Origin of the sequence: Reyranella sp. (assembly GCF_965279625.1) — a bacterium.
Classification (GTDB): Bacteria; Pseudomonadota; Alphaproteobacteria; order Reyranellales; family Reyranellaceae; genus Reyranella.
In genome coordinates this window covers 3,874,951-3,901,274 of record NZ_OZ257251.1, presented here as the reverse complement: position 1 = coordinate 3,901,274, position 26,324 = coordinate 3,874,951, and the positions used below count along the sequence as shown (strand labels likewise).

Here is a 26,324-nt window from a genome sequence, read left to right as displayed (position 1 = left end):
CTGGTTTTCGGGATCAAAGTTCGTGGAGCGGGCTGCCGGCGAGGCCGGAAACGCGGACCAAATCGTCTGTCCGTCTATCGACTGGCTGCATATGGCCTTTTAACCGGGCTTTTGCAAGGCCCGATTGGCCGCGGCCCGGAGGGGCAGCTAAGCTTCTGCCGGAACGGGCCAAGGAGCGTTGGATGGCGAACAAACCGAAAGTGCTCATCGCGGGCGCGGGCCCGGTCGGTCTCACGCTCGCCAACGAACTCGTCCGCCTCGGGATTCCCGTTCGCATCGTCGACAAGGCGGCGCAGCGCACCGACAAGTCCAAGGCGCTCGTCCTGTGGAGCCGTACGCTCGAACTGTTCGACGATGCCGGCTACGCAACGGCCTTCCTGTCGGCCGGCACGAAAGCGCGCGGCGCCCGGATCTCGACCGGTAAGGACGTCGTGGCCGAAGTCTCGTTCGACCTGATCGACAGTCGTTTCGACTACGCGCTGATGATCGCGCAAAGTGAGACCGAACGTGTGCTCGAGGAGCGGCTGGCCGCTACCGGCGTGACGGTCGAGCGAACGGTCGAGCTGACCCGCTTCGGCGACACGGGGGCGTCGGTCGAGGCCACCCTCACGAAGAGCAGCGGGGAAAGCGAGACGCTCGACGTCGATTGGCTGGTCGGCTGCGACGGCGCCCATTCGGCGGTGCGGCATGGGCTGGGCTTCGCGTTCGAAGGCTCGACCCTGCAGTCCCACTGGGCACTGGCCGACGGGCATATAGCCGGGCTCGATCCCGCCGATCATCTCCACATTTTCTGGCATCGTGACGGCATCCTGGCCTTCTTTCCCATCGCCGGCGACCGCTGGCGGGTGATCGCCGATCTGGGGCCGGCCAAGGACGGCGAGACACATCCCGATCCGACGCTCGAACAGATCAACGCGTTGATGGCGCGCCGCGGGTCGCCCGGCATCGTCATGTCGGATCCGGTCTGGCTCGCCGCCTTCCGCATCAACGAGCGCAAGGTGAAGGACTATGCCAAAGGCCGCGTGTTCCTGGCCGGCGACGCGGCGCACATCCACAGCCCGGCGGGCGGGCAAGGCATGAACACCGGCATGCAGGACGCCTTCAATCTCGCGTGGAAGCTGGCGCTCGTCATCGAGGGCGCGGCGAAGCCTTCGCTGCTCGACAGTTACTCGCGCGAACGAAGCGCCGTCGGCGACCGTGTCCTGAGAAACGCCGGCCTGATGACCGAGGCGGCGACGCTGAGAAATCCACTGCTGCAGGACATGCGGAACACGATCCTGCGCTTCGCCGCCGGCTTCCCCCAGTTCCGGCACAAGGTCGCCGACCAACTTGCCGAGATGGACATCGGCTACCCGGACAGTCCCCTCACGGCGAAACCCGGCACTGTCGCGCACGGCCCGAAGCCGGGCGAACGCTGGCCACACCCGCTTCCCGAAGGGGCAGGCGGCAGGATGTATACCGCGCTGGGTCCGGCTGAACTCGTCAGGGCCCTGGCGGCGAGGTTTCCCAAACTCGTCATGGCGTCGCCGGCGCAGGACACGCTGCGGCTCATCCGGCCTGATGGCTATGTCGGATTCGCCGGAGGGCCGACGGACGGCGCCCGCGCCGAAGCCTATCTGGCGGCGCTGGCGCTGTAGAGCGAAGGCCGCGCACGGCCCCAGCAACGTATGCGAGCCCGTACCGTTAGGGGCCTGACCCGCCGCCCCTCTGGAGAAAAGTCATGTCCGACGCCACCGTGGACCCGCCCGCCCTCGCGATCGCGACCGACATGGTCTGCCACATCATCGTGAAAGCCCGTGAATTCGATGGGCAGGACGTCGAGACGGATCCCGATTCGGGCTCGAATGCCGCCGACGATGGCGGGATCTCGGTCCTGGAGGAGCATGAAGATGATCCGACAGAGGCCGAGCTGATCGCCTTCATCGAGGCGCTCGACGAGGACGAACAAGTGGATCTGGTCGCCCTGCTGTGGCTCGGCCGCGGCGACGGCGACCTGGAGGATTGGGAAGATCTGAAGTCTCAGGCACGGGACTCCCGCAACGAGCGGACCTCGGTCTATCTGCTCGGCCAGCCCCTGCTCGCCGACCACCTGGCCGACGGGCTTTCGGCCTTCGGCCTGTCCTGCGAGGATTTCGAGAAGGACCACCTTTAGGGCTGAGCGAAGCTCAGCCCCTTAAGCGACAGGCTGCGGCTTGGTTACAAGCCGCTAAGCGAGCAATGTCCGAGAGCGCCGAAGGACGAACGAACGTCTACCTCACGGCATCGTCCCGTGGGGCCGCTTCTCTCCCGGCCTCACGCGCCGATCCTCGTCCTCGGGGCCCACGGTACGGGACGTCTCGCCGTCCCGCCGAGGCACACGCTCCTCGACATCGGGGCCACGCTCGATATCGACATTCTGACGGTCGCGGGGCTTGGGGTCGGGATCCTGGGTCATGTCGGTCCTCCTTCAAAGGACGAACGACGCGACGCGCACCGGGTTGCCGAACCCGTATCTCTAAGCGACGTCTCTCTCAGCGGCGGCGGCGCGATTTTGCCCGCGAAGAGGCCGGGACGACCTCGTCACGGTCGAGATTGTCGTGGTCCTCGTCCATGAGCCGGTAGTCCATGGTGAGTTCTTCGCCCGCCTTGATGTCGCGCAGGGCGTAATAGGTCACGTCGCCATCGTCGGAGGCGATGTTGGGATCGGCGTCGTGGTTCATGTACCAGCCGGTCGAAATGCGCAGGAAATCGAGCGGCGTCCAGTAACCGCGGCGCGTTCGGATGCCGAAGCGCTTGATGAGCTGGACCTGCGGCGAGGCCTGCGCCCTGGCGAGAGGAATGAAGCGGCTGTCCTTGCCGTCCCAGACGCGGACCAACTCGTCCTTCTTGATGTCGATGTCGGCAAAGCAGCCGAGACCGTGGATCGAGGAGGCACCGAGATAGACGAACGCCTTGCTGGTCTTGCGCTTCATGCTGAACACTCTCGAGGACGCGGGCGGGCCCGGTGGAATACTCCGGGCCCGACCGGCAGAGCAATGCGGCAGACGTCAGGCCTTCACGATGAACGGCTTGGCGGCGGTGTCGTAGTCGGCATAGCCCAGCGTCGTGCGCAGATCGGCCGGCGACAGGGCGCTCTTGCTCTCCGCCTCGCCGGCCTTGAGTGCGGCCAACCCGGCCTTCATGCCAGCGGCGGCCGGCGACAGCATGCCGGTCGGATAGGTGCCGATCTTGAAGCCGAGCTTGGCGGCCTCCGTCTGCGACGGCGTGGCGCGCGGCGCGCCGGGCGACAGCACGGCGAAGGACGGCCGGCCCTTGGCGGCGGCGATGCCGCGCCTGATCTCCTCGTCGTCGGCCGGCGAGTCGAGGAACAGGATATCGGCGCCTTCCTCGACATACATCTCGATGCGCGCCACCGCCTCGTCGATGCCCTGCGTCGGCCGGCAGTCGGTACGCGCCAGCACCAGGATGCCGGACTCCTTGGCGGCCTGGACCGCGGCGCGGATCTTCATGCGCGCTTCCTCGCGCGGCAGGCAGGGCTTGCCGGCGGCCGTGAGGGCGCGCGGCGTGATCTTGTCCTCGATGAGCACCGCGGCGGCGCCGGCGCGACCATAGGCACTGACCGTGCGCTGCACGTTCATCGCATTGCCGTAGCCGTGATCGCCGTCGGCCAGGACCAGCAGGTCGGGGGCCGCGCTGTGCACCATGTTGAAGGAATCGAACATCTCGCCGAACGAGACGAGATCGAGGTCGGGACCGCCCAGGCGGCTGGCGGCCACACAGGAGCCGGAGAGGAAGGCGGTCTTGAAGCCCTCGCCATAGGTCAGCTTGGCGGTCAGCCCATCCCACACGGCCGGCATGACGACGAGGCCGGGTTCGGCCAGCAGGGCGCGCAGACGCTGGGGGGCTGTTGTCACTTGGATCTCCTCGAGTTTCTCAGAACGGGCGGCGGACGATAGCAGACCCCTGCTGCCGGTCGACACATCGCGTGCACGCGGTCTAGGGTTTCAGCCGCACTGCAATCGAACGGAGATCCAAAAGCACCAACAGCACGACAATGTCGGGAGGAAACCAAAATGAAAGTCGACAAGACGCGTTTCGCTTCGATCCTCATTGCCGCAGGAGTCATCGGGTGGGCTGGCGCCGGTTGGGCGCAGAAAAGCGGCGGCACGCTGCGCATACAGCATATGGACACCCCGCCCAGCGCCTCCATCCATGAGGAGTCGACCGTCTCGGTCGCCGTCCCCTTCATGGCGATCTACAACAACCTGGTCGTCTTCGACCAGAACGCCCCGAAGAACAGTCTCGACACCATCGTCCCCGATCTCGCCACGGGCTGGGAGACGAAGGACGATGGCCGCAAGCTCGTCTTCAAGACTCGCGACGGCGTGAAATGGCACGACGGCAAGCCGTTCTCGGCGGCCGACGTCGCCTGCACCTTCGATCTCATCCTCACGCCCGACAAGTTGCGCCGCAATCCGCGCACCGCCTGGTACAGCAACGTCGAGAAGGTGACCGCGGACGGTCCATCCGAGGTGACCTTCCACCTGAAGCAGCCACAGCCTTCGCTGCTGGCGCTGCTCGCCTCCGGCTACACGCCGATCTATCCCTGCCACATCCCGGCCGCCGACATGCGGCGCAAGCCGGTCGGCACCGGCCCGTTCAAGCTGGCCGACTTCAGGATGAACGAAGGCATCAAGCTGGTGAAGAATCCGGACTACTGGAAGCCGGGCCGCCCCTATCTCGATGCCATCGAGTTCTCGATCATCCCCGATCGCTCGACGCGAATGCTGTCCTTCGTCGCCGGCAAGTTCGACATGACCTTCCCGGCCGACGTCACCGTGCCGCTGCTCAAGAACATCAAGCGCGACGCGCCCCAGGCGCAGTGCACGATGCGCGAGAGCGGCGTCAGCACCAACCTGATCGTCAATCGCGAAGTCGCGCCCTTCGACGATCCAAGGATCCGCCGCGCCATGGCGCTGACGCTCGACCGCGAGGCCTTCATCAGGATCCTGAGCGAGGGCGAAGGCAAGATGGCCGGCGCCCTGCTGCCGCCGCCGGACGGCGTCTGGGGCCTGCCTCCGGAGAAGCTCCAGGGCCTGATCGGCTATGGAGACGTGGAGAAGGCCCGCGAAGAAGCCCGGGCGCTGATGAAGGAAGCCGGCTACGGGCCCGACAAGCGGCTGAAGCTCAAGGTCAGCACCCGCAACATCGCCACCTACAAGGACCCGGCGGTGATCCTCATCGACCAGCTCAAGCAGATCTGGATCGATGCCGAGCTCGAGATCATCGACACGACGATCTACTACAATCGCGTCTTCAAGAAGGACTATGTCGTCGCGCTCAACCTCACCGGCAGCGCGGTCGACGATCCGGACGTGACCCTGTTCGAGGGCTACGCCTGCGGCTCGCTGCGCAACTACAACAACTACTGCGACCCGGAGATGACAAAACTCTTCGAGGAACAGTCGCGCGAGACCGACCGCAAGAAGCGACAGGAATTGGTCTGGGCGATCGACCGCAAGCTGCAGGAGGATGTGGCCCGGCCGATCATCGGTCACGGCCGCATCGCCGGGTGCTGGCAGCCGCACGTCAAGAACGTGACGCTGCACATCAACAGCATCTACAACAACTGGCGTTTCGAGGACGTCTGGCTGGATCGGTAGATCGAATTCCTCCCCCGTCAGACGGGGGAGGAGAAGAATTTTAGCCGCCCGCCTTCAGCAGCAGCTTGCCGGCCACGCCCCGGCCTTCGAGGCGGCGGTGCATCTCTGCCGCCTGGCTGAGCGGAAACACGCCCTCGATCGGCACTTTCAGCCAGCCCTCGACGAGGCCTGCCACCACCTGGTCGACACCCTGCCGCCACTCGGCCGACGACTGGTCGATATGGCCGAGATGCAGGCGGGTGAAGGTCTGGGAGCGCGGCAGGATTCGCTCGCGGATGTTCTTGAATGGCTGCCCCTCCGCTTCGCCGATGCTGATGATGTGGCCCAGCATCTTCACGACACCGAACGTGCGGTCGAGCATCGTGGCGCCGTAGGAATCGATCGCCAGGTCGACGCCCTTGCCGCCGGTGAAGTCGAGCACCGCACGCTCGAAATCCTCCTGCGAGGTCACCACGACCCGCGACGCGCCATAGGCCAGGGCCCTGGCCTCCTTGCCCGGCGTGCCGGTCGTGCCAATGACTCGCGCCCCGGCATGGACCGCGAGCTGGGTGCACATCAGCCCGACCCCGCCGCCGATCGCATTCACCAGCACCGTATCGCCCGGCCCGATACCGCCGTAGATCGTCCACATCATGTGCCAGGCCGTCAGCGCCTGGATCGGAAAGGCCGCGCCCACGTCGAGACCGACCGCATCGGGCAGTTTGATCAGTCCTTTCGCCGACGCGACGCATTTCTCGGCATAGGCGCCGCCCTTGTCGGGGAAGGTCGCGACGCGATCGCCCACCGCCACGCCCGTCACGCCCGGTCCCAGCTCGGCCACCGTCCCCGAGACCTCGAAGCCAAGGACCATCGGATAGGTCATGGGATGCGGATAGATGCCCATGCGAACCTGCGTGTCGGCCCAGTTACAGCCGGCATAGGCGACATCGATCAGGACCTCGCCCGGGCCGGCCACGGGATCGGGCAGATCGGCGAGCACGAGTTGCTCGGGGCCTCCGGTGGCATGGATGACGACGGCCTTCATGAGGTCCTCCCGCGACGTTTGCGGCAGGAGCCTTGCAGCTTCGGTGCCAGACCGCTCGGGCGGTCAGCCCTTCTCCGCCAGCACCTCGCGCAGGCGGGCGGTCGCGGCGCGGCCGATGGCGAGTGGGTCGGTCATGCCCTCGAGGACGAGGCGGCTGGTCGATCGCGTCGGCGCATCGACGCGGCGCAACCGGTCGCGATTGATCATCACCGAGCGGCCCAATCGCACGAACGAGCCCGACGGCAGCACGTCTTCGAAATGCGCCAGCGTGCGCAGGATCATCAGCGGCGGCTGACCGGCCACGAACACGCGCACGAAGTCGCCGTCGGCGCAGAGCGCCACGATCTCGGCCGGCGCGACGAGCAGGGTCCGGCGCGGCGTCCTGAGCTCGATCGTCCCGGGGCCGGGTGGTAGCGCCTGCAGGGCGAGCTGCCGCACCGCGCGCGCCAGCGCCCGCTCCAGGCGGGCCGGCTCCACCGGCTTGAGCAGGAAATCGACGGCTTCGACCGCGAAGGCATCGACCGCGTGTTCGGCATAAGCCGTCACGAAGACCACGATGGGCGGGCGTTCCAGCGAGTCGAGAAGGTCGAAGCCGTCGCGGCCTCCGCCCAACTCGATGTCGAGGAGGACGAGGTCGGGCTTTGTGCTCGCGACCAGAGCACGGGCGGCCTCGGTGCTGTCGGCCTCACCGACGATCTCCACCTCGGGATGGGCCGCCAGCAGCCGCCGCAGGGCGTTGCGCGCCAGCGGCTCGTCGTCGACGATCAGGACCCGCACGGCTCGCCCCTGAGTTCGAGCGTCGCGATCACTTTCTTGTTTCCGGCATGCTCGCCGATCTCGGTTAAGCTGAAGGCATGCCGGTCCGGATAGTGCAGCGCCAAGCGACGGCGCACGTTCTCCACCCCGATGCCGGGGCGCCGGCGGCGTGCCGAGCGCTGCGTCGTATCGAGCGTGCCGTTGTTCTCGATCTCGACATGGAGCGTATCGCCCGAGAGCCGGATCGCGACGCTGAGGTCGAGGCCATCGTCGCGCCGGCCGTGCTTCACGGCATTCTCCACGAGCGGCTGCAGCAGGAAGCTCGCGATGCGCCACTTCGCGGCCTCGGGCATCACGTCGAGACGCGTGTGCAAGCGGTTGCCGAACCTCGCCCTCTGGACGCCGAGATAGGCCATCAGGCCGGCAACCTCGTTCGAAACGGTTACGACCGTGTGATCGATGCCGTCGAGCGAATGCCGGAGATAGGCGGTGAGATTGCGCAGCATCTCCAGCGCCGCGGCCGGATGCTCGGGAATCTCTTCTGCGATCCCGTTCAGGGCATTGAAGAGAAAGTGCGGGTCGAGCTGGAGTCGCAGTTGCTCGAGCTCGGCACGCAGCGCCTCGGCCTGCGCGCGCATCGCCTTGCGGTGCTCCGCCTGCTCCGCCAGTTCGGCGCGCAGCCAGAAATAGGCGAGGCTCCATCCCGCCAGGACGAAGAAATAATGCACGAGCGGGACGAGGAACTCCTCGGCCCCGCGCCGGTCGGGCGTCACGAGCCAGGGAAGGGCCTCGTGGGCGACCACGATCGCGGTTGCCGTCGCCAGTGCGCCGAGAAGCGAAAGCAGGCCGATCAGCGCCATGGCGCCGAGCGACACGCGGGCCCTGAAAGGTCGCGAGACGTAAACGGCGTGCATCGCCGTCGAGATCGCGATCAGGCAAAGAAGGATGAGCCCCGTGCGGGCGAAGGCAACGCCGTAGCTGTGGAAAGCCACGCGCTGCGCCATGACATTGACGAGGGCGAAAAGGCCCCATCCCGCAAGCTGGGCCCGCCAGAACAGGGGCAGGCCGTTCCACCGGGCAAGCAGGAAAGCGGACAAGATCGTAAACTCCGGAGGACGCAGCGGACGTCCGGCGGAAGATTGGGCATTTGGCGAGGCGAGGCAAGCGCCACCCTTCCCGCCGCGGGCCGCGCCGTTCGCCGAGTTTCCTGCCGCGTTCACCGACTAGGGCGGCGGCCGCAGATTTACTGTCAGAGAGTCGATGGCAACCTTGCATCCGTGCACGGGAGTGGAGGCAGGCAATGGCGACGGTGAAGTACGCGATCAAGGACAATTGGGGCTCGGGCTTCATCGGCAACATGACGGTCGACGGCGGCGCGTCCGGGACCCATGGCTGGACGATCGAGTTCGACGCCGGCTTCGCCATCACGAACATCTGGGGCGCCGAGATCGTCAGCCATGTCGGCACCCACTATGTGCTGCGCAACGCCTCCTACAACGGGGACGTCCCGTCGGGCGGCAACGTCACCTTCGGTTTCCAGGCGACCCCGGGCGCTACCGGCGGCACGGCGGCGACCGGCCTGTCGTTGAACGGAGACGGTAGCGTGCCGCCGCCGGTCCTGCCGACCCTCTCGGTCGGCGACGCGTCGCTCGTCGAAGGCAACAGCGGCACCAAGCAGATGGTCTTCACGGTCAGCCTCTCCCAGGCGGCGACCGGACCGGTGACGGTCAATTACGCGACCGCCAACGGCACCGCGACGGCCGGCCAGGATTACGTGGCCAAGTCCGGCACGATCACCTTCGCCACCGGCGAGACGCAGAAGACCGTCAGCGTCACGATCAACGGCGACAAGGTGGGCGAACTCGACGAAAGCCTGACGCTGAACCTGTCTTCACCGAGCGGCGCGACCCTCGCCGACGGCGCGGCTGTCGGTACGATCCTCACCGACGACGTCATCGTGCCCCGGATCACCATCGCCGACGCCACCGTAAAGGAAGGCGACAACGGCACCCGCAATCTCGCCTTCACCGTCAGCCTCTCGGAAGCCAGCAACGGCCCGGTCACGGTGACCTATGCCACCGCGGACGGCAGCGCCAAGGCCGGCGAGGATTACATCGCCCGGACCGGCACGCTCACCTTCGCAGCGGGCGAAACCTCCAAGGTGATCAACGTCACAGTGATGGGCGACACGGTGATCGAGCGCAACGAGACGCTGAAGATCAATCTGACGACGCCCGCAGGCGCCAAGATCGCCGATGCCGCCGCGGTCGGCACGATCGTCAACGACGATGCGAGGATTTCCGTCGCCGATGCCACCGTCACGGAAGGAAGCAACGGCACCAGCAGCCTCGCCTTCACCGTCACGCTGTCGGCCGCGGCGTCCGGGCCGGTCACGGTCGACTATGCCACGAGCAACGGGTCGGCCAAGGCCGGCCAGGACTACACTGCCCAGACCGGGACCCTGACCTTCGCCGCCGGCGAGACATCGAAGGTCATCAACGTCCAGGTCACCGGCGACACCGCGGTCGAGGCCAACGAGACACTCAAGCTCACTTTGTCGGCGCCGACTGGCGCGACGATCCAGGATGGCGGCGCCATCGGCACGATCGTCAACGACGATAGCTCGACGCCGAGCCTGCCGACTCTCAGCATCTCCGATGCCTCGGTGATCGAGGGCAATCCCGGCACCGGCGCGGCGCCGGGCTGGCTCAGCACCTCGGGCAACCAGATCATCGACTCGGCCGGCCACACGGTGCAGATCGCCGGCGTGAACTGGTTCGGCTTCGAATCGTCGACCTTCGCGCCGCACGGCCTTTGGACGCGCGGCTACAAGGACATGATGGACCAGATGGTCGATCTCGGCTTCAACACCATCCGCCTGCCCTTCTCGAGCGAGATGCTGCACACCAGTGCGGCGCCCAACGGCATCGACTTCAACAAGAATCCCGACCTGCAGGGCCTGTCGGCGCTGCAGATCATGGACAAGATCGTCGACTATGCCGGCCAGGTCGGCCTCAAGATCATCCTCGACCATCATCGCAGCAACGCCGGCGCCGGAACGTCCGACAATGGCCTGTGGTACGACAGCCAGTACACGCAGGCCGCCTGGGTCAACGACTGGAAGATGCTGGCGGCGCGCTATGCCGACGACCCGGCGGTCATCGGCGCGGACCTGCACAACGAGCCCTACAATGGCACCTGGGGCGGCGGCGGCGCCAACGACTGGGCGCTGGCGGCCGAAACCGCCGGCAACGCCATCGGCACCGTCAACGCCAACTGGCTGATCTTCGTCGAGGGTGTCGGCACCTACAAGGGCGAGAGCTACTGGTGGGGCGGCAATCTGATGGGCGTGCGCGACCGGCCGATCGATCTCGCGCTCGACGACAAGCTGGTCTATTCGGCGCACGACTATCCCAACTCGGTCTACAAGCAGCCGTGGTTCCAGGGCGCCGACTTTCCGGCCAACCTGCCCGCCAAGTTCGACCAGATGTGGGGCTACATCTACAAGGAGGGCATCGCGCCCGTGTGGATCGGCGAGTTCGGCACCAAGCTGGTCGACCCGAAGGACGCGCCGTGGCTGGAGGCGATCACCTCCTATCTCGGCGGCGACTTCAACAATGACGGCACGTCCGACCTGGCGGCCGGGCAGAAGGGGCCGAGCTGGACTTTCTGGTCGTGGAATCCGAATTCCGGTGATACCGGCGGCATCCTGACCGACAACTGGAGCGGCGTGAACCAGACCAAGATGGGCTACCTGACGCCCATCGAATACCAGTTCCACGAGGATGCGCCGGGCGATGGCGGTACGCCGAGCGGTCCGACGGCAAGCTTCGTGCTCACGCTCTCCGAGGCCGCGACGCAGGAAGTAACGGTGGACTACCAGACGGTCTACGGCGAGGCCGGCGCGGCCGACTTCATTGCCAGCAACGGCCACGTCACCTTCGCGGTCGGCGAGCAGAGCAAGACGATCACGATCGAGATCTCGCCCGACAAGTTGGTCGAAGGCAACGAACATTTCGGTGTCGTGCTCACCAATGCGGTGGGCGCCACCATCTCGCGCGGCACCGGCACGGCCACCATCGTCGACGACGATGCGGCGGCGACGCCACCCGCAACTCCCACCCCAACGCCGCCGGCCAGCTCCGGAGATGTCGATGCCGTGTTCGCGATCGCGAACTCGTGGTCCGGCGGCTTCAACGCCAACGTGACGCTCGAGAACGATGGGACCAGCGACGTCACCAGCTGGCAGATCAAGATCGAGACGAGCAACCAGATCACGGACATCTGGAATGCCGTCATCGTGTCGCATGACGCGAGCGGATATGTCATCGGCAACGCCTCGTACAACGGGACAATCGCCCATGACAGCGAGACGAGCTTCGGTTTCGTGGCCACGGGCGCACAGGATCCATCGACAGTTCACATAGATTTGCTCCACGTCTGAGATCGAACTTCAGAGGTGACGCTGCCAAGGCCTCTTGTCTCGGATTGAGCCACCAACCTCATCCTGAGGAAGCCACGAAGTGGCCGTCTCGAAGGATGGGCAACAAATGCGGTGCGCGTGCTCACCCTTCGAGACGCGCTCCTGCGGAGCGCGCCTCAGGGTGAGGTTTTTTCGAACAGCTGGTTCTTTCTCCGCCGGAGAGACTCTAAATCCGGCGAAGTCTCGCCCTGCAGTTCCCGACGCTTCCCGGGAGCTTCCGATCATCCCTCCCAGTGCCTAAAATCGGCGCTGGGAGGATTTTCGATGAAGTTCAGCTTCTCCAGCGAGCAGGAAGAATTCAGGACCAGCCTGCGCCGGTTCCTCGGCGAGCGCTCGCCGACCAAGGAGGTGCGGCGCCTGATGGAAACCGATGCCGGTTTCGAGCCCGCCGCCTGGTGCAAGCTCAACACCGAGCTCGGCCTGACCGCGGTGCGCATTCCGGAGGAATATGGCGGACAGGGTTTCGGCTTCGGCGAACTCGGTATCGTGCTGGAGGAGATGGGCCGGGCGCTGCTCTGCGCGCCCTTCTTCTCGACGGCCGTACTTGCGACGGGCGCGATCCTGAACGCCGGCAGCGAGGCCGAGAAGCAAGCGCTGCTGCCGGGCATTGCCGCGGGCGACACGATCGCCACGCTGGCCTGGGTCGAGGACCCCGCCCATTGGGAGGGCGCAGCGACCCGGATGACGGCCACGCAAACCGGCGGCACCTGGACGCTCGATGGCCACAAGAGCTACGTGCTGGATGGCCACACCGCCGATCTTATCGTCGTGCTGGCGCGCACGGCCGGAACCTCGGGCGAGGCGGGCCTCTCGCTGTTCACCGTCAAGGGTGACGCCAAGGGACTGGAGCGGCGGAACCTCAAGGTGATGGACCCGACGCGCAAGCTGGCGCGGCTGGATTTCAAGGGCGTCGAGGCGACGCTGCTGGGTGAAGCCGGTGCCGCAGCGGCGCCGTTCGCCCGCACCATGGTCGAAGCTTCGGTCTGCCTCGCCAACGAGATGGCCGGCGTCTCGGAGCGACTGCGCGAGGATGCGCTGGCCTATGCGCAGATGCGCATGCAGTTCGGCCGGCCGATCGCCTCCTTCCAGTCGATGAAGCACAAGCATGCCGACATGCTGGTCGACGTGGAACTCGCGAAGTCGGCCGCCTATTACGCCGCCGCGGCGCTCGACGAGGGCGACGAGGACATCGCAGCCGTCGCATCGATCGCCAAGGCTGCGGCCAGCGAGGCCGCCCTGCAGACCGCCGTCCATGCGATCCAGATCCATGGCGGCATCGGCTTCACCTGGGACAACGACACCCATCTCTGGTTCAAGCGCGCCAAGAGTTCGGAGGTGCTGCTGGGCGATGCCCATCACCACCGCGAACAGATGATGCAGCACTGGGCCGCCTGAGGAGCAGGAAGATGAGCGAACTCACCGAAGACTCCGTCCGCGCCGAAGTCCGCGCCTGGCTGGAAGCCAACTGGAATCCCGAACTCGGCCTCGTCGAATGGCGCAACAAGCTGGCCGATTCCGGCTGGGGCGTCCCCGGCTGGCCGAAGGAATGGTATGGCCGCGACCTGCCGGCCGGCCTCGTGCCTGTGGTCGACGAGGAATTCGCGCGCATCGGCGCGATCGGCGTCGCCAAGGCCGGCATCCGCACCCTGGCCGCCGCGACCATCCTGGCGCACGGCACGGACCTCCATAAGGAGAAGTACCTGCGCCGCATCCTCACCGGCGAGGATACGTGGTGCCAGCTGTTCAGCGAGCCGGGTTCCGGCTCCGACGTGGCCGGCGCCGTCACGCGCGCCGAGATGCAGGGCAACAAGTGGATCGTGAACGGCCAGAAGGTCTGGACGACCTCGGCCCATCACGCGCACTGGGGCCTGCTGCTGGCCCGCACCGACTGGGATCAGACCAAGCACAAGGGTCTCTCCTATTTCATCATCGACATGCACCAGCCCGGCGTGAACGTGCAGCCGCTGAAGCAGATGAACGGCCATGCCTCGTTCAACCAGGTGTTCCTGACCGACGCCGTGGTCGAGCCGGAATTCCTGGTCTCCAATGTGGGTGACGGCTGGGCCGTGACGACGACGACCCTGATGCACGAGCGGCGCGGCGCCGATGGCTTGCGCAGCTGGGCCATGGGTTCGGACCGCAAGGGCCGTGCCTATGACGAGGAACGCGCCGAGATCGCGACCACGATGGAGCCCTACAAGTGGTATCCGCAGCGCGCCGGACGGGTTGATCTCATCCTCGAGCGGGCCAAGGAAACCGGCCACTTCGAGGATCCGGTGGTGCGCCAGGAGATCGCCCGGCTGCTGGTCATGTCGAAGGCCGCCGAATGGACCGCCCGTCGGGCCCGCGCCGCCGCCCAGCAGGGCAAGCCGCAGGGTCCCGAAGGCTCACTCGGCAAGCTGGTCTCCAGCCATGTCGCCCGCGCCGCCGCGCGCGTGCACACCCAGCTCTCCGGTGCCGATGCCTTGTTGTCCGGCTCCGATAGCCCGATGAACGGCGTCATCGCCGAGATCCTGGTCTCGGTCCCGGCGACGTCGATCGCCGGCGGCACCGACGAGATCCAGCGCAACATCATCTCCGAGCGCGTCCTCAAGATGCCCAAGGAGCCGAGCATCGACACCACCAAGCCGTTCCGCGACGTGCCGCGGAACACGGTCAGATAAGGCGACGGACGGCGGTGTCATCCGATACCGCCGTCGCTTTTCTGACTACCGATTGGCCTCGCGCCGCGTGACCGCTACTGTCCGGTGCATGACACCGAGCCCAATCACGATCTTCCGCGCCCGCCGCATCCTCACCATGAACCCCGCCCGTCCGGAGGCCACGCACGTCGCGGTCCGGGACGGCCGCATCCTGGGCGTCGGCCCGCTGGAGGAGCTGGCCGGCTGGGGCACCTACACGCTCGACGACACATTCGCCGACAAGGTGCTGATGCCGGGCTTCGTCGAGGGCCACAGCCACGCCGCCGAAGGCACCTTCTGGCGCTACACCTATCTCGGACGCTTCGACCGCATGGATCCCGAGGGCAAGGTGTGGCCCGGTGCCCAGTCCATCGAGGACGTGGTGACGCGCCTGCAGGAAGCCGAACGCCAGCTCGGCTCGCCCACGGAATCGCTCGCCGGCTGGGGCCTCGATCCGATCTACTACGGCGACCGCCGCGTCGTGCGTGCCGACTTCGACCGCGTGTCGACGACGCGCGCGGTCGGCGTGATGCATGCGAGCGGCCACATCTTCAACGTGAACACCCGCGCGCTGGAACTGGCCGGGCTGCTGCGGCCGGGCGTGAACCATCCCGGCATTCCCCTCGGCGACGACGGCCTGCCGACCGGCGAGCTGAAAGGGCCAGAGGCGATGACGATTGTCGGCGCCCATGTCGGCTTCGACCGCGAGGCGCTCGCCAACGACGAGGCCGGCTTACGGCGCTTCGCCAAGCTCTGCGTGCGACAGGGCGTCACCACCGCGACCGATCTCGCGAACCTGCTGCCGGACGACGCCGTATCGATGATGGCCCGCGTGACCGGCGAAGCAGGCTTCCCCGTGCGCATCATGTCGTTCCGCCGCTTCCAAGCGCTGACGCCCGAGCAGGTGGTCGACATGGCCGTGAAGCTGAAGGCCAAATCGACGGACCGGTTGCGGCTGGGCGCCATCAAGCTGTTCGTCGACGGCTCGATCCAGGGCTTCTCGGCGCGGCTGCGCTGGCCCGGCTACTATAACGGCGCGCCCAACGGCCTGTGGTACACGCCGCCCGAGGCGATCGCCGGCCTCTACAAGCTCGCCCTTCAGAAGGGCGTGCTGGTGCACAGCCACACCAACGGCGACCAGGCGACCGAGATGGCACTCGATTGCCTGGAAGGCGCCCTGCTCGACCAGCCGGCCCGCGACCATCGCTTCACCTTGCAGCATTGCCAGCTGGCCGATGCCGCCCAGTTCCGGCGCATGGCCCGGCTCGGCATGTGCGCCAACCTCTTCCCCAACCATCATTTCTACTGGGGCGACCAGCATTACGAGACGACGGTCGGCCCGGAACGGGCGATGCGCATGAACGCCTGCGCGACGGCGCTGGCCAGCGGCGTGCCGCTCGCCATCCATTCCGATGCGCCGGTGACGCCGCTCGGCCCGCTCTTCACCGCGTGGGGCGCCGTCAACCGCCGCACCGCCAGCGGCCGCGTGCTGGGCACCACCGAGTGCATCTCAGTGGCCGACGCGCTGCGGACGATCACCCTGGGCGCCGCCTGGACGCTGAAGCTCGACGGAGAAGTCGGCTCGATCGAGTGCGGCAAGCGCGCCGACTTCGCGGTGCTGGAGGACGATCCGCTGGAGATCGCCCCGGACAAGCTCAAGGACGTGCGCATCTGGGGCACCGTGCAGGGCGGCCGCCTCTTCCCCGCCAACGGAGCGTGAGCGAGACGCGACCGCGTGGACGGCTGCCGGTCACGGTGATCGGCGGCTATCTCGGCACCGGCAAGACGACGCTGGTCAACCGCCTGCTGCGTGCCGCCGACGGCCAGCGACTCGCAGTCCTGGTCAACGATTTCGGTGCGACGCCGATCGACCGCGACCTGATCGTGTCGTCGAGCGGTGACACGCTGGAAATCTCCGGCGGCTGCGTGTGCTGCAGCTACGGCTCGGACCTGATGGACGTGCTGATGACGCTGCCCGCGCAGCGGCCGGACATCGAGCGTGTGGTACTGGAGACCAGCGGCGTCGCCCTGCCCGGCATGGTGGCCAGCGCCGTCACGCTTCTGCTGCCCTATCGCATCGACGGCATCGTGGTGATGGCCGATGTCGAGACGGTGCGCACCCAGGCGGACGACGCCTATCTCGGCGACACGATCACGCGCCAGCTCAGCGCCGCCGATCTCGTCATCGCCAATCGCTGCGATCTCGTCGACGCGACATCTCTCGAGGAGACGCTCACCTGGCTCGGCGCGCACAGCCAGGCGGCGCGAATCATCCCCGCGACACGGGCCGAGATCGCGCCGGAGCTGCTGCTTGGCCTGCGCGACGACGCGACCCCGCGCCTGTCCAATACGCTCACGACCCCGGGGGCGCCGGACGCGGCGTCGCTCTACGAGTCGCTGGAACTGGACGTGCCCGCCGACATCGACGTCGTGGCGCTAGGCCAGCGGCTCACGGCGTCCACGACCGGCGTGCTGCGCGCCAAGGGCATCCTGCTTCAGCCCGACGGCCGTCCCGTCGCGTTGCATGTCGTCGGGCGGCGCTTCGAGATCGACGAGGCCCCGGCCGGCGCGAGACCGGGCAAGCTGGTCGTGATCGGGCTGCGGGCGCGCCTGGATCGGCACGCCGTGGAGCAGGCGCTTCAGCCGAGATTGTCGACGTCGTTGCGCAGCGCCTGACCAGCGCGGAAGCGCGCCAGGTTGTCGAGGAAGATACCGAAGATCGCCTCGTTCTGACCCAGCGAATGGCTGGCGGTGTGCGGCGACACCAGCACGTTGGGCAGATCCCACAGCGGCGACGCCGCATCGAGCGGCTCGCGCTCGAACACGTCGAGATAGGCGCCGGCCAGCTTACCGCCCTGCAGCGCCGCAAGGACGTCCTTCTCGACCGCGATTTCACCGCGCGCCACGTTGATCAGGTGGGAGCCCCCGGGCATCGCGGCAAAGGCTGCTGCATTGGCGATGCCGCGCGTCACCGGCGAGGCCGGGCAGCACAGGATCAGCCAGTCGGCCTGCGGCAGCACCTCGTGCAACTGCTCGTAGGCGACGACCCTTTCGCACGGCTCCACCGGCTCGGCGGTCCGGCGCACGCCGATCGTGCGCATCCCCAGCATCGTGAGCAGCGAGGCGATGTTGCGGCCGATCGGGCCCATACCGACGATGACGGCGCACTGGCCCGCGAGGTCGCGCGGCGAGCGCTCAGCCAGCCGCGGCTCCCAGGCATGACGGCGCTGCGCGTCCGCGAGCAGCGGGAAACGGCGGTTGATCGCGATCACGGCGCCGAGCGTGCTGTGCGCCACGGTCACCGCCGTGGCGCCCGAGGCGGTCGTCACCTTCACGCCCCGCGCCCGCAGCTCGCGATAGATCGGCCGCTCCGCGCCGGCCGGATGGATCTGCAGCCATTTAAGGTTCGGCGACTTAAGCACCACCGCGTCGAAGCCCTGTAGCTCGGGCGTCAGGTTGCTCGGGCTGGATTTGCCCGTCACTTCGCGAGTCATGAAGGCGATGTCGGCGGCACTTGGCCCTTCGGCCGCCAGCGCCTCCTCGGCGGTGAGGAAGGAGAGCGTGCCCGGCGGCACGGCGGCCGCGATGCGCTCGCCCCAGATACGCTGCGCGTGGGACGACAGCAGAAGAGTGATCATGACGGCAGGATAACCAACCTTCGACCGAGATGACAGCCGTGCTACGGTTCACCATGCTCACCCTGTTTTACTCGCCCGGCTCCAGCTCCATGGCCGCCCACATCGCCCTTCATGAAGTGGGCGCCCCGTTCGACAAGCACGCGGTCTCGGTGCCGCGCAAGGAAACGCGCGAAGCCAAATTCCTTGCCGTCAATCCGGCGGGCAAGGTTCCTGTGCTGATGATCGACGGTCGTCCGCTCACCGAGGTGGCCGGCATTCTTTACTACCTCGCGCGCACCTATCCTGCGGCCGGGCTGCTGCCGGCGAGCGACATCGAAGCAGAGGCGCAGGTCATCTCATGGATGTCCTATGTCGCCTCGACGATCCATCCGGCGATCCGCCAGGGCGTCGCGGAAGCCCGCGACCTCTATGCCGTGGCCGACAAGCGCCTGGGCGACCGGACGTGGATCCTGGGCGATCGCTATTCGATCGCCGACATCCATCTGTTCCGCGTCTACTGGCGCTTCCGCGACCAGCTCGAGCGCAAGCCGGGCGAGTTCCCCGCACTCGAAGCCCACCACGCCCGCATGCTGGAGCGCCCCGCCGTCAAGAAGACGATCGAGGTCGAGGCGAAGGGCTAAGCGCCTCTTTGGAGCGCGCCACTCCAGAGAGTGTGAAGTTATTCTCTCTGGATGCTGGGGATCAGTATTTGAGGGTATGGCGCCGTGGCGTTGGTCGGTTTCTGGATCAGCCCGAGGCGTGGTTGAGGGCAGCAGGCCTTCGAAGCGCCTTGCTTAGGCACTCCGGGGGCATTTGAGCTGGAGGAAGTTGAAGGCATGGACGTGCCAGAGCACGATCGCCTCGACCTTCTCCCTGCCGCGCACCAGCAACTGTCGCAGGCCGTGGTTGCGCATGTGGGCATGAGGCCGCTCGGTGGCAAAGCGCCTTCGATAGATCGCCATCGCCTCGTCGCTGGCCATGCGCCGCCTCCAGGCGATGGTCCCCGCCTCGTCGCCCCGCTTCGGGGCCGCCGGATCGCCCTTGCTTTTCGGGAGCGGACTGAACAGCTCGACGCCCAGCGCATGCACCTTCTCGATGTCGCTCTTGCTCGTGTAGCCGCCGTCGGCCAGCAATCGCGTTGGTTTCACGCCATAGCGCTGCTCGATCTCGTTCAGGGCCGGCTCCAGCAGGCCATAATCGGAACCTCGGTCGGTGACACGGACGCCGACGATGTGAGCGCCCTTGGCCGCCGTCGTGAACTGCACGTTGTAGGCCAGCCGCACGCTGCCGTCGGCCATCTTCATGAGCCGCGCCTCGGGATCGACGGTCGAGGCGCGAGCCTCCTTATCGGGGTCCTGGGGCCTCTCCTTGCGGCGCTGCTTCTGCCTTTGCTCCTCACGCTGGCGCTCGATCTCGGCTTGCGCCTCGCGAGCCTTCGCAAGCCGCCGGACCCGCTCCTGCGCCGCCGACAGGCGGCGGGCCAGCGTCCGGCGCTGCGCCGCCACGGGGTCTTCGTCGACCTCTACCGCCATTCGCTCGAGCACTTCGTACGCCGCCCTCTCCAGCATCGCCAGACGCTCGCTGCGGCGGAACGTGCCGCGGTTCGCCGCCGCCTGAAGCTTCATGCCGTCGACCGCCAGCGTGTCGACCTGCACCGCACCCGAGGAGATCAGCCCCGCCATCGAACTCGACAGAAGCCTGTTCAGCACCGGACCCGCACCGGCCCGGAAGTCCGACAAGGTGTGGTAGTTCACCGTCACCCCGCCGAGCAGCCACCGATAGGCCGCATCCGACTGGCACAGACGGTCCAACAACCGCGCGCTGCCCACACCTTCGAGCGTCGCGTAAAGCCATAACGACACCAGGATCGCCGGATCGATCGCAGGACGGCCGCTCGACGACACCGTCGTCTGCACGCGGGCGTACAACCGCGACAGGTCCAGACCCTCGACATAGTCCCAAACCTGCCGCGCACGGTGATCCAGCGACAGAAGGTCGTCCAGACAACCCTGCCGGAACTCCACCTGCCCCCGCTCCGCCGTCTCCAGACGCAACCCCGCCGGCCTGCCCTTCGCCATCCAACCCTCCCTCTAAGGAGGCCTTCAGCGAATCAAAAATCGACCACCGCCGCCAGAGATTTCTTCACACGCTCTCCAGTGGCGCGCTCCGTTGAGCGGCTTCGTCGCTAACCGCCGTTCAGCGCCCGCCACACCTTCTCCGGCGTGGCCGGCATGTCGATGTGCTTCCCGCCCAGCGCATCGACGATGGCGTTCATGATCGACGGCAGCGCGCCCGCGCAGCCCGCCTCGCCGCAGCCTTTGACGCCGAGCGTATTGGTCTTGGCCGGTACGGGATGGCTCTGGATCGTGAAGCTCGGCGCGTCCTGCGCCCGCGGCAGGGCATAGTCGGTGAAGGAGCCGGTCAGCAGCTGACCCTGCTCGTCGTAGACGGTGCGCTCCATGATGGCCTGGCCGAGCCCCTGCACGACGCCGCCATGGGCCTGGCCCTCGACCAGCAGCGGATTGATGACCGTGCCGAAGTCGTTGACCATGAAGTAGCGCACCAGCTCGATCGTGCCCGTCTCGGGATCGATCTCGACCTCGCAGACGTGACAGCCGTTGGGGAACGACGAAGGCGGCGTGTCGGAGACATGCGCGACATCGAGCGTCTGCGGCACGTCATCCGGCAGCGCGAGGCCGTCGCGCAGCTTCTGCGCCAGCTCGAGGATGCCGATGCTGCGATCGGTGCCGGCGATCTTGAAGCGGCCCTTGTCGAATTCCATGTCGGCGACCGACGCTTCGAGCACATGCGCGGCGATCTGCTTGCCCTGGTCGATCACCTTGCGGCTGGCCTCGAGGAAAGCTTCCGCGCCCACCAGTGCCGAGCGCGAACCGCCGGTGCCGCCGCCCGCCTTGAGCTGGTCGCTGTCGCCCTGCAGCAACTTGAAACGTTCGAAGGGAATGCCCAGCAGGCCGGTCAGCACCTGGGCGAAGGAAGAGGCATGGCCCTGGCCGTAGTCGAGCGTGCCGCTCAGCATGGTGACGGAACCATCGGGCTCGAAGCGGATGCCGCCATGTTCCTTGCCGGCCGGCGCCGTCACTTCGAGATAGCTGCCGACGCCGCGGCCGCGCAGCTTGCCGCGCTTGGCACTCTCTTCCTTGCGGGTCGCAAAGCCGTCCCAGTCGGAGATCTGCAGCGTCTCGTCGAGGATGGCGCGGAACTCTCCCGAATCGTAGAGATTGTTGGCTGGCGACTTGTACGGCATCTGCTCCGGCGCGATGTGATTGCGCCGCCGCAACTCGATGCCGTCGATGCCCATCTCGCGGGCGGCCGTGTCGATCAGGCGCTCCATGAAATAGTTGCCTTCGGGACGGCCGGCGCCGCGATAGGCCGCGATCGGTGTGCAGTTGGTGAAGACGATCTTGGAATTCACCTCCATGGCCGGCGTCCTATAGACGTCGATCAGGTTCTTCACCGCATTCGTCGTGGCCGGCATCGGCGGATAGATGTAGGCGCCGGCATTGCCGTAGCCGGTGAGCCGCACCGCGAGGAACTTTCCGTCCTTGTCGAGCGCCAGCTCGGCGACGCGCTCGTGATCGCGACCATGATGATCCGACAGGAAGCTCTCGGAACGCTCGTCGGTCCACTTCACCGGACGGCCGAGCTTCTTCGCCGCCAGCAGCAGCGGCCCATATTCCGGATAGGGCGGCGCCTTCATGCCGAACGAACCGCCGACATTGCCGGTGAGCACATGCAGCTTGTCCGGCGTGACCTTGAGCACATCCTTGGCGAGGCCGCCGCGCAGCCCGAACACGCCCTGGCAGCCGACGTTCAGCACCCAGCGGTCCTTCGCGGTATCGTAGGAGCCGATCGCCGAGCGCGGCTCCATGGCGTTGACGACGATGCGCTGGGAATCGATCTCGAGCCGCGTGACGTGCGCGGCTTCGGCGAAGCCCTTGGCAACGGCCTCGGCATTGCCGAAATGGAAATCGAGCACGAGGTTGCCCGGCGCATCGTCATGGATTTGCGGCGCGCCATCGGCCAGCGCCGCTTCGGGGCTGGTTACGGCCGGCAGTTCCTCGATGTCGAGCATCACGGCTTCCGCGGCATCCTTGGCCTGGACCGCCGTTTCCGCGACGACCATCGCCACGACCTCGCCGACGAAACGCACCTTGTCCTTCGCCAGCGACCAGCGCGGCGGCGTCTTCATCGGCGTACCGTCGCGCTGCGGGATGTTGAGCGGACACACCAGCGGGCCGAAGCCCGCCTCGTCGAGATCGGCGGCGGTGAGGATCATCAGCACGCCCGGCAGGCTCTTGGCCTCGGACGTGTCGATGCCCTTCAGCAGGCCATGCGCGTTACGGCTGCGCACCATCACCGCATAAGCCTGGCCCGGCAGATTGATGTCGTCGGTGTAGCGGCCCTCGCCGCGCAGGAGGATCGGATCCTCCTTGCGCGTCACTGGCTGGCCGACGCCGAACTTCACGAAGGCAAGACTGTCGTCGAACGTGTCCATGCGCCGATCCTCGCAATTTCCAAGCCACATCAGCCCGGGGATCGCTCCCCGGGCTGAGGTCGTTTCGTTTGTTTCGTTTGTTCTACTTCAGCGGCGAGTAGTTGGTCGGCAGCAGCAGGGTGGAATGCATCTCCTGCAGCTTGGCCGGGCCCTTGGCGAGATAGGCCTGCCACGCCGGATCCTTCATGGCCGCGGCGCGGGCCTCGAAGCGCTCCTGCAGGTTCTTGTAGCGCCAGAGATGGATCCACTCGTTGGGCTGCGGGAACTCGCCCGTCCAGGCGCCCCAGATCGGCGAGTACTTCTCGCGCGCCGCCTGGACTTCCTTGAAGTCCTTGCCGTACTGCACCGCGCCACCCAGGCCGCAGCGGTAGATGCGCAGCTCGTAGATGTTGCCGGTGGTGCCGTCGTCCGGCTTGATGTCGACCACGGGGTTCATCAGGCGCAGGTCCTGACGGACCACGCAGGTCCGCACGATCGGCAGGTACTTCTCGGTCCAGTCCTTGTTCTTCTGCAGCTCGGTGCGCAGGCGCGTGCGCTCCTCGAAGCTGTCGTACTTCCACAGATGCCAGATCTGGTTCAGCGCGCCGAACTCCGACGTCCAGTAGCCGTGGTTGACGCCGTAATTGTTGCCGCGGGCCGGGCGGCCGATCGTCTCGGCGGCCTTGAGATATTCCGGCATCTTGCCGGGCGCCAGCGTGTAGGTGCGAAACTCGTAGACCATGTCTTCAGTCCTCTCAGGGAGGCGGGTTCTTCGGCGGATGCGCCTTGACCGCCTCCTCGTTGATGTCGGCACCCCAGCCGGGCCGGGTGGGCACGATCAGTTCGCCATTCTGGATCACCGGCGGGTGAGTCACCAGATCGTCCTTCCACGGCACGTCGTCGATATCGATTTCCATGATGCGGAAGTTGGGCATGGCGGCGCAGAGATGGGCGCTCATCAGGGTCGACATCTGACCGTAAAAATTGTGCGGCGCGCAGTTGATCTCATAGGCCTCGGCCATGGACGCGATCTTCAGAGACTCCGCGAGCCCGTTCCACGGCACGTCGATGATCGACACGTCGATCGAGCGGTTCTCGAAGAAGGGCCGGAACTGGCGCCGTCCGAACAGCGATTCGCAGGAGGCGATCGGCATCGAGGCGCGGTCGCGGATCAGGCGCAGCCCCTCGGGATCGTAGGAATCGATCTCCATCCAGAAGAGATTGTAGGGCTCGCAGGCCCGCGCGACCTTGATGTAGCCCTCGGTCTTGAAGTTGAAGTTGGTGTCGAGAAGGATGCCCATCTCGTGACCGGCGCCCTGGCGGAAGGCCGCCAGCCCGTCGGAGATCGCGCCCAGCACGGCGCCGTCGGCGTTCAGCTCCGGCCCGCCGGGACTGCGCCCGAAGCCCGGCTGGTACATGTTCGGCGGATCGAGATCGAAGCGGAAGATGTTGGTCTTCAGCGCCTTGAAGCCCCGCTCCTTCACATGCTTGCCGAGCTTCACCAGATCGTCGAGCGAGCGCACCGGTTCGACACCCATGACCTCGGCATTGCGGAACCGGTAGCTGCCGCAATGCGACCAGTAGAGCGGTAGGCGATCGCGCACCGGCCCGCCAAACAGCTCGCAGACGGGGATGCCCAGCGCCTTGGCCTTCACGTCGATCAGCGCATTCTCGATGGCGGCCATCGCCTGCTGGTTGATGCCGCCCGGCGCCTGGCGGGTGACGGCATAGAGCGTCGACATGATGCGCTCGATGGGACGCGGATCCTGGCCGATCAGCCCCTGCGCCATGCGCCGGATCACGGCGGTGAGGCCGGCGCTGCCATAGCCTTCATTGTACTCGGACCAGCCGACCAGCCCGTCATCGGTCGTGACCTTGAGAAAGGAGAAGTCGCGCCAGCCGGCGTCGCAGTGAAGATCTTCGATCCTGGCAATTTTCATGATTTTTTCCTCCCGAAGAGTCCCGAGCATAGACCAGGCCGCTGCGCCTTCGGAGTATCCTGATCTTCGCGAATTCCACCTGTCCGGCTCCCGCAGGCAGGCCGCGACATCGCCGGCGACAAGTGATGTGGATATCGCGAGGAAGAGTGTCGACGGCAGTCTCTCCGATCTGACATAGGGTGACGCAGCGCCCCACGAAGCCGAACGCATCCGGGCGCTGAAAACCGCAGCCGTCGTGAGCAGCCCAGGAGTGGTCCATGTCTACGCCTTCCGTTCCGGACAACCGTGCGCGGGACTTCTGCGCCGCTCTCGCGGAAGAAACGTCCGGCATGGTGCCCGGCGCCTGGCGGATGCTCGATACCGTCGCGTCACGCATGCGTCTCGGCTTCTTCGAGGTGGAGGCGATCGCCAAGGATTGCGTGCGACGTGGATGGACACAGCTCGCCGCTGATACGGTTCGGCTCAAGGAAGAAGGCCGGGCTGCCGTCCTCCAGGGCCGGCGCGGCTAGACAGGCAGCTCTGCCGTCCGAAGAGCAACGCCACACGCCGCCTGCGTCCGCCGGAAGAGCCCGGAGCATGGATAAGGCAGGCGCGGGCTATGCCTCCGATTTGTCACGGCAATTCACCGCCGGGCGGCGATTCGCCGATTGTTAATCGAGGGCGAGAAGGGCACGGGCTTGGCATGCGCTCCAACAAGCCGGTGAACATGGACATCGATCAGCTTCGGGGATGGGCCTCGATCATGGACAAGGCCATGATCGTGAGCCTTGTCGCCACCCTCCTGGCCGTGTCGGCGCTGGGCATCACGACCTTCCTGTCTTTCCGCTACAGCGGCGCCGTGCGCGCTCACGAACAGTCGGCACTCGATCGCTACAGAGGCCTGGAAAGCCAGGCCGCCGAGCACGAGCGCGAAGCATCGGCGGCGCGCGAAAAGCTGGCCACCCTCGAACGCGAAATCGCCACGGCGCAGGGTCGGACGGCGACGCTCGAGCAGGAGGTGACAGCGGCGCGGGAGCGGGCCGCGGCGTTCGAGCAGGCCGCGCGGGAGGCGACCGAGCGAGCCGCCCGGTTGCCGCGCGAGAGCGCCCCCGCCCCCGAGACCTCGCGGAACCCGCTGTTCGATGCCGCCGAGATCCGGCGTCGCCTCGCCGACCTGGGCAAGCTCGTCAGGGATGCGACGACGCGCGCGCCGGAGGCGGTCGAGGAGCCACAGCCCCAGAAGGCAACGGAAGCGCATCCTCCCGCGCCCGCAGAGCCGGCCCCGCCACCGCCGTCGCCCTTCGTCGCGAGCCTTCAACGCTACGCCGGGACCAAGGCCGCCCTGTTCCTGCTGGGCCAGATATCCGACGCACCTGCCATCGGCGCGACGATTTCCGCCGATCTCGGCCAGGCCGGCTGGTTGCCGGAAACCTGGACGTGGGGCGGGGTGGCCGGGATTTTCGGCGTCGTCGTGCTGGTCCGGGATGGCAGCGACCCGGCCACGCATGAAGCCGCCGCCGCCCTGGTGGACGCCCTGGGTGCCGCCGGCTTCAGCGCCAGCAAGGGAGACTGGCCGGCGAACTGGGGCCGGTTTCGCGGCACGCTCAACGGTCCGCAGACCCCCAGCCCGACCGACGCCGCCATCCGCATCGTCGTCGGCGAGAAGGCGCGCAAGGCGCCCTGATCGCGGCCTCGCGCGACGCCACC

Annotated in this window: 22 protein-coding genes; 11 read left to right on the top strand and 11 right to left on the bottom strand. The window is 66.8% G+C overall.

Features of this window, described 5'->3' with window-relative positions:
- Nucleotides 1-182: 182 nt before the first annotated feature.
- Nucleotides 183-1,637 carry an FAD-dependent monooxygenase gene (locus ACQY78_RS18920; protein ID WP_428677589.1) on the top strand — a complete coding sequence of 485 codons (1,455 nt, stop codon included), beginning with the start codon at nt 183-185 and terminating at the stop codon, nt 1,635-1,637.
- 83 nt (nt 1,638-1,720) lie between these two features.
- The gene (locus ACQY78_RS18915; protein ID WP_428677587.1) at nt 1,721-2,152 is read left to right on the top strand and encodes a DUF3775 domain-containing protein; all 432 of its coding nucleotides are present in this window, start codon (nt 1,721-1,723) and stop codon (nt 2,150-2,152) included.
- Nucleotides 2,153-2,254: 102 nt separating this feature from the next.
- Here ACQY78_RS18915 and ACQY78_RS18910 read toward each other — a convergent pair whose 3' ends face one another.
- From ACQY78_RS18910 to ACQY78_RS18900, 3 genes are all read right to left on the bottom strand, one after another.
- Nucleotides 2,255-2,434 carry a hypothetical protein gene (locus tag ACQY78_RS18910; RefSeq protein WP_428677585.1) on the bottom strand — a complete coding sequence of 60 codons (180 nt, stop codon included), beginning with the start codon at nt 2,432-2,434 and terminating at the stop codon, nt 2,255-2,257.
- A gap of 76 nt (nt 2,435-2,510) precedes the next feature.
- Nucleotides 2,511-2,951, bottom strand: a complete 441-nt coding sequence (locus ACQY78_RS18905; RefSeq protein ID WP_428677584.1) for an SET domain-containing protein — start codon at nt 2,949-2,951, stop codon at nt 2,511-2,513.
- Nucleotides 2,952-3,026: 75 nt separating this feature from the next.
- Nucleotides 3,027-3,893: an isocitrate lyase/PEP mutase family protein gene (locus ACQY78_RS18900; protein ID WP_428677582.1), complete on the bottom strand. Its 867-nt coding sequence runs from the start codon at nt 3,891-3,893 to the stop codon at nt 3,027-3,029.
- Between the two features lie 159 nt (nt 3,894-4,052).
- On the opposite strand from ACQY78_RS18900, the gene ACQY78_RS18895 reads away from it, so the two are divergent.
- Nucleotides 4,053-5,642 (top strand): ABC transporter substrate-binding protein, encoded by a 1,590-nt coding sequence (locus tag ACQY78_RS18895; protein WP_428677580.1) that lies wholly within the window; start codon nt 4,053-4,055, stop codon nt 5,640-5,642.
- Nucleotides 5,643-5,682: 40 nt separating this feature from the next.
- On the opposite strand, the gene ACQY78_RS18890 is transcribed toward ACQY78_RS18895, so the two are convergent.
- The 3 genes from ACQY78_RS18890 to ACQY78_RS18880 all read right to left on the bottom strand — a co-directional run bounded on the left by ACQY78_RS18890 (nt 5,683) and on the right by ACQY78_RS18880 (nt 8,519).
- Nucleotides 5,683-6,666 (bottom strand): quinone oxidoreductase family protein, encoded by a 984-nt coding sequence (locus tag ACQY78_RS18890; protein ID WP_428677578.1) that lies wholly within the window; start codon nt 6,664-6,666, stop codon nt 5,683-5,685.
- 63 nt (nt 6,667-6,729) lie between these two features.
- On the bottom strand, nt 6,730-7,443 hold the full coding sequence (locus tag ACQY78_RS18885; protein WP_428677576.1) for a LytR/AlgR family response regulator transcription factor: 714 nt from the start codon (nt 7,441-7,443) through the stop codon (nt 6,730-6,732).
- Nucleotides 7,431-8,519 carry a sensor histidine kinase gene (locus ACQY78_RS18880; protein WP_428677574.1) on the bottom strand — a complete coding sequence of 363 codons (1,089 nt, stop codon included), beginning with the start codon at nt 8,517-8,519 and terminating at the stop codon, nt 7,431-7,433. The genes ACQY78_RS18885 and ACQY78_RS18880 overlap by 13 nt, the downstream gene beginning before the upstream one ends.
- 203 nt (nt 8,520-8,722) lie before the next feature.
- Here ACQY78_RS18880 and ACQY78_RS18875 point away from each other — a divergent pair, with 203 nt between their 5' ends.
- The 5 genes from ACQY78_RS18875 to ACQY78_RS18855 all read left to right on the top strand — a co-directional run bounded on the left by ACQY78_RS18875 (nt 8,723) and on the right by ACQY78_RS18855 (nt 17,262).
- Nucleotides 8,723-11,866: a Calx-beta domain-containing protein gene (locus ACQY78_RS18875; protein WP_428677572.1), complete on the top strand. Its 3,144-nt coding sequence runs from the start codon at nt 8,723-8,725 to the stop codon at nt 11,864-11,866.
- A gap of 303 nt (nt 11,867-12,169) precedes the next feature.
- The gene (locus tag ACQY78_RS18870) at nt 12,170-13,300 is read left to right on the top strand and encodes an acyl-CoA dehydrogenase family protein (RefSeq protein ID WP_428677570.1); all 1,131 of its coding nucleotides are present in this window, start codon (nt 12,170-12,172) and stop codon (nt 13,298-13,300) included.
- A gap of 11 nt (nt 13,301-13,311) precedes the next feature.
- A complete protein-coding gene (locus tag ACQY78_RS18865) occupies nt 13,312-14,568 on the top strand; it encodes an acyl-CoA dehydrogenase family protein (RefSeq protein WP_428677568.1) in 1,257 nt (418 codons plus the stop codon).
- 88 nt (nt 14,569-14,656) lie between these two features.
- Nucleotides 14,657-16,306, top strand: a complete 1,650-nt coding sequence (locus tag ACQY78_RS18860; protein WP_428677566.1) for an amidohydrolase — start codon at nt 14,657-14,659, stop codon at nt 16,304-16,306.
- The gene (locus tag ACQY78_RS18855; protein ID WP_428677564.1) at nt 16,303-17,262 is read left to right on the top strand and encodes a CobW family GTP-binding protein; all 960 of its coding nucleotides are present in this window, start codon (nt 16,303-16,305) and stop codon (nt 17,260-17,262) included. Before ACQY78_RS18860 ends, ACQY78_RS18855 begins: the two co-directional genes overlap by 4 nt.
- Here the strand turns inward: ACQY78_RS18855 and ACQY78_RS18850 are convergent.
- Nucleotides 17,226-18,224, bottom strand: coding sequence for a D-2-hydroxyacid dehydrogenase (locus tag ACQY78_RS18850; protein WP_428677562.1), 999 nt, complete (start codon nt 18,222-18,224; stop codon nt 17,226-17,228). The two genes, ACQY78_RS18855 and ACQY78_RS18850, sit on opposite strands and share 37 nt — an antisense overlap.
- Before the next feature lie 53 nt (nt 18,225-18,277).
- On the opposite strand from ACQY78_RS18850, the gene ACQY78_RS18845 reads away from it, so the two are divergent.
- A complete protein-coding gene (locus ACQY78_RS18845) occupies nt 18,278-18,844 on the top strand; it encodes a glutathione S-transferase family protein (RefSeq protein WP_428677560.1) in 567 nt (188 codons plus the stop codon).
- Nucleotides 18,845-18,997: 153 nt separating this feature from the next.
- Here the strand turns inward: ACQY78_RS18845 and ACQY78_RS18840 are convergent, their stop codons facing one another.
- The 4 genes from ACQY78_RS18840 to ACQY78_RS18825 all read right to left on the bottom strand — a co-directional run bounded on the left by ACQY78_RS18840 (nt 18,998) and on the right by ACQY78_RS18825 (nt 24,638).
- A complete protein-coding gene (locus ACQY78_RS18840) occupies nt 18,998-20,281 on the bottom strand; it encodes an IS1182 family transposase (protein ID WP_428677558.1) in 1,284 nt (427 codons plus the stop codon).
- Nucleotides 20,282-20,388: 107 nt separating this feature from the next.
- Nucleotides 20,389-22,719, bottom strand: coding sequence for a xanthine dehydrogenase family protein molybdopterin-binding subunit (locus ACQY78_RS18835; RefSeq protein ID WP_428677557.1), 2,331 nt, complete (start codon nt 22,717-22,719; stop codon nt 20,389-20,391).
- An 82-nt stretch (nt 22,720-22,801) separates the two neighbouring features.
- Nucleotides 22,802-23,440: an NIPSNAP family protein gene (locus ACQY78_RS18830; RefSeq protein WP_428677555.1), complete on the bottom strand. Its 639-nt coding sequence runs from the start codon at nt 23,438-23,440 to the stop codon at nt 22,802-22,804.
- Between the two features lie 13 nt (nt 23,441-23,453).
- Nucleotides 23,454-24,638 (bottom strand): mandelate racemase/muconate lactonizing enzyme family protein, encoded by a 1,185-nt coding sequence (locus ACQY78_RS18825; protein ID WP_428677553.1) that lies wholly within the window; start codon nt 24,636-24,638, stop codon nt 23,454-23,456.
- A 257-nt stretch (nt 24,639-24,895) separates the two neighbouring features.
- Here ACQY78_RS18825 and ACQY78_RS18820 point away from each other — a divergent pair, with 257 nt between their 5' ends.
- Both ACQY78_RS18820 and ACQY78_RS18815 read left to right on the top strand, forming a co-directional pair.
- Complete coding sequence (locus ACQY78_RS18820) at nt 24,896-25,147, top strand: hypothetical protein (RefSeq protein WP_428677552.1); 252 nt, start codon at nt 24,896-24,898, stop codon at nt 25,145-25,147.
- A gap of 173 nt (nt 25,148-25,320) precedes the next feature.
- Nucleotides 25,321-26,301: a hypothetical protein gene (locus ACQY78_RS18815; RefSeq protein WP_428677550.1), complete on the top strand. Its 981-nt coding sequence runs from the start codon at nt 25,321-25,323 to the stop codon at nt 26,299-26,301.
- Nucleotides 26,302-26,324: the final 23 nt, after the last annotated feature.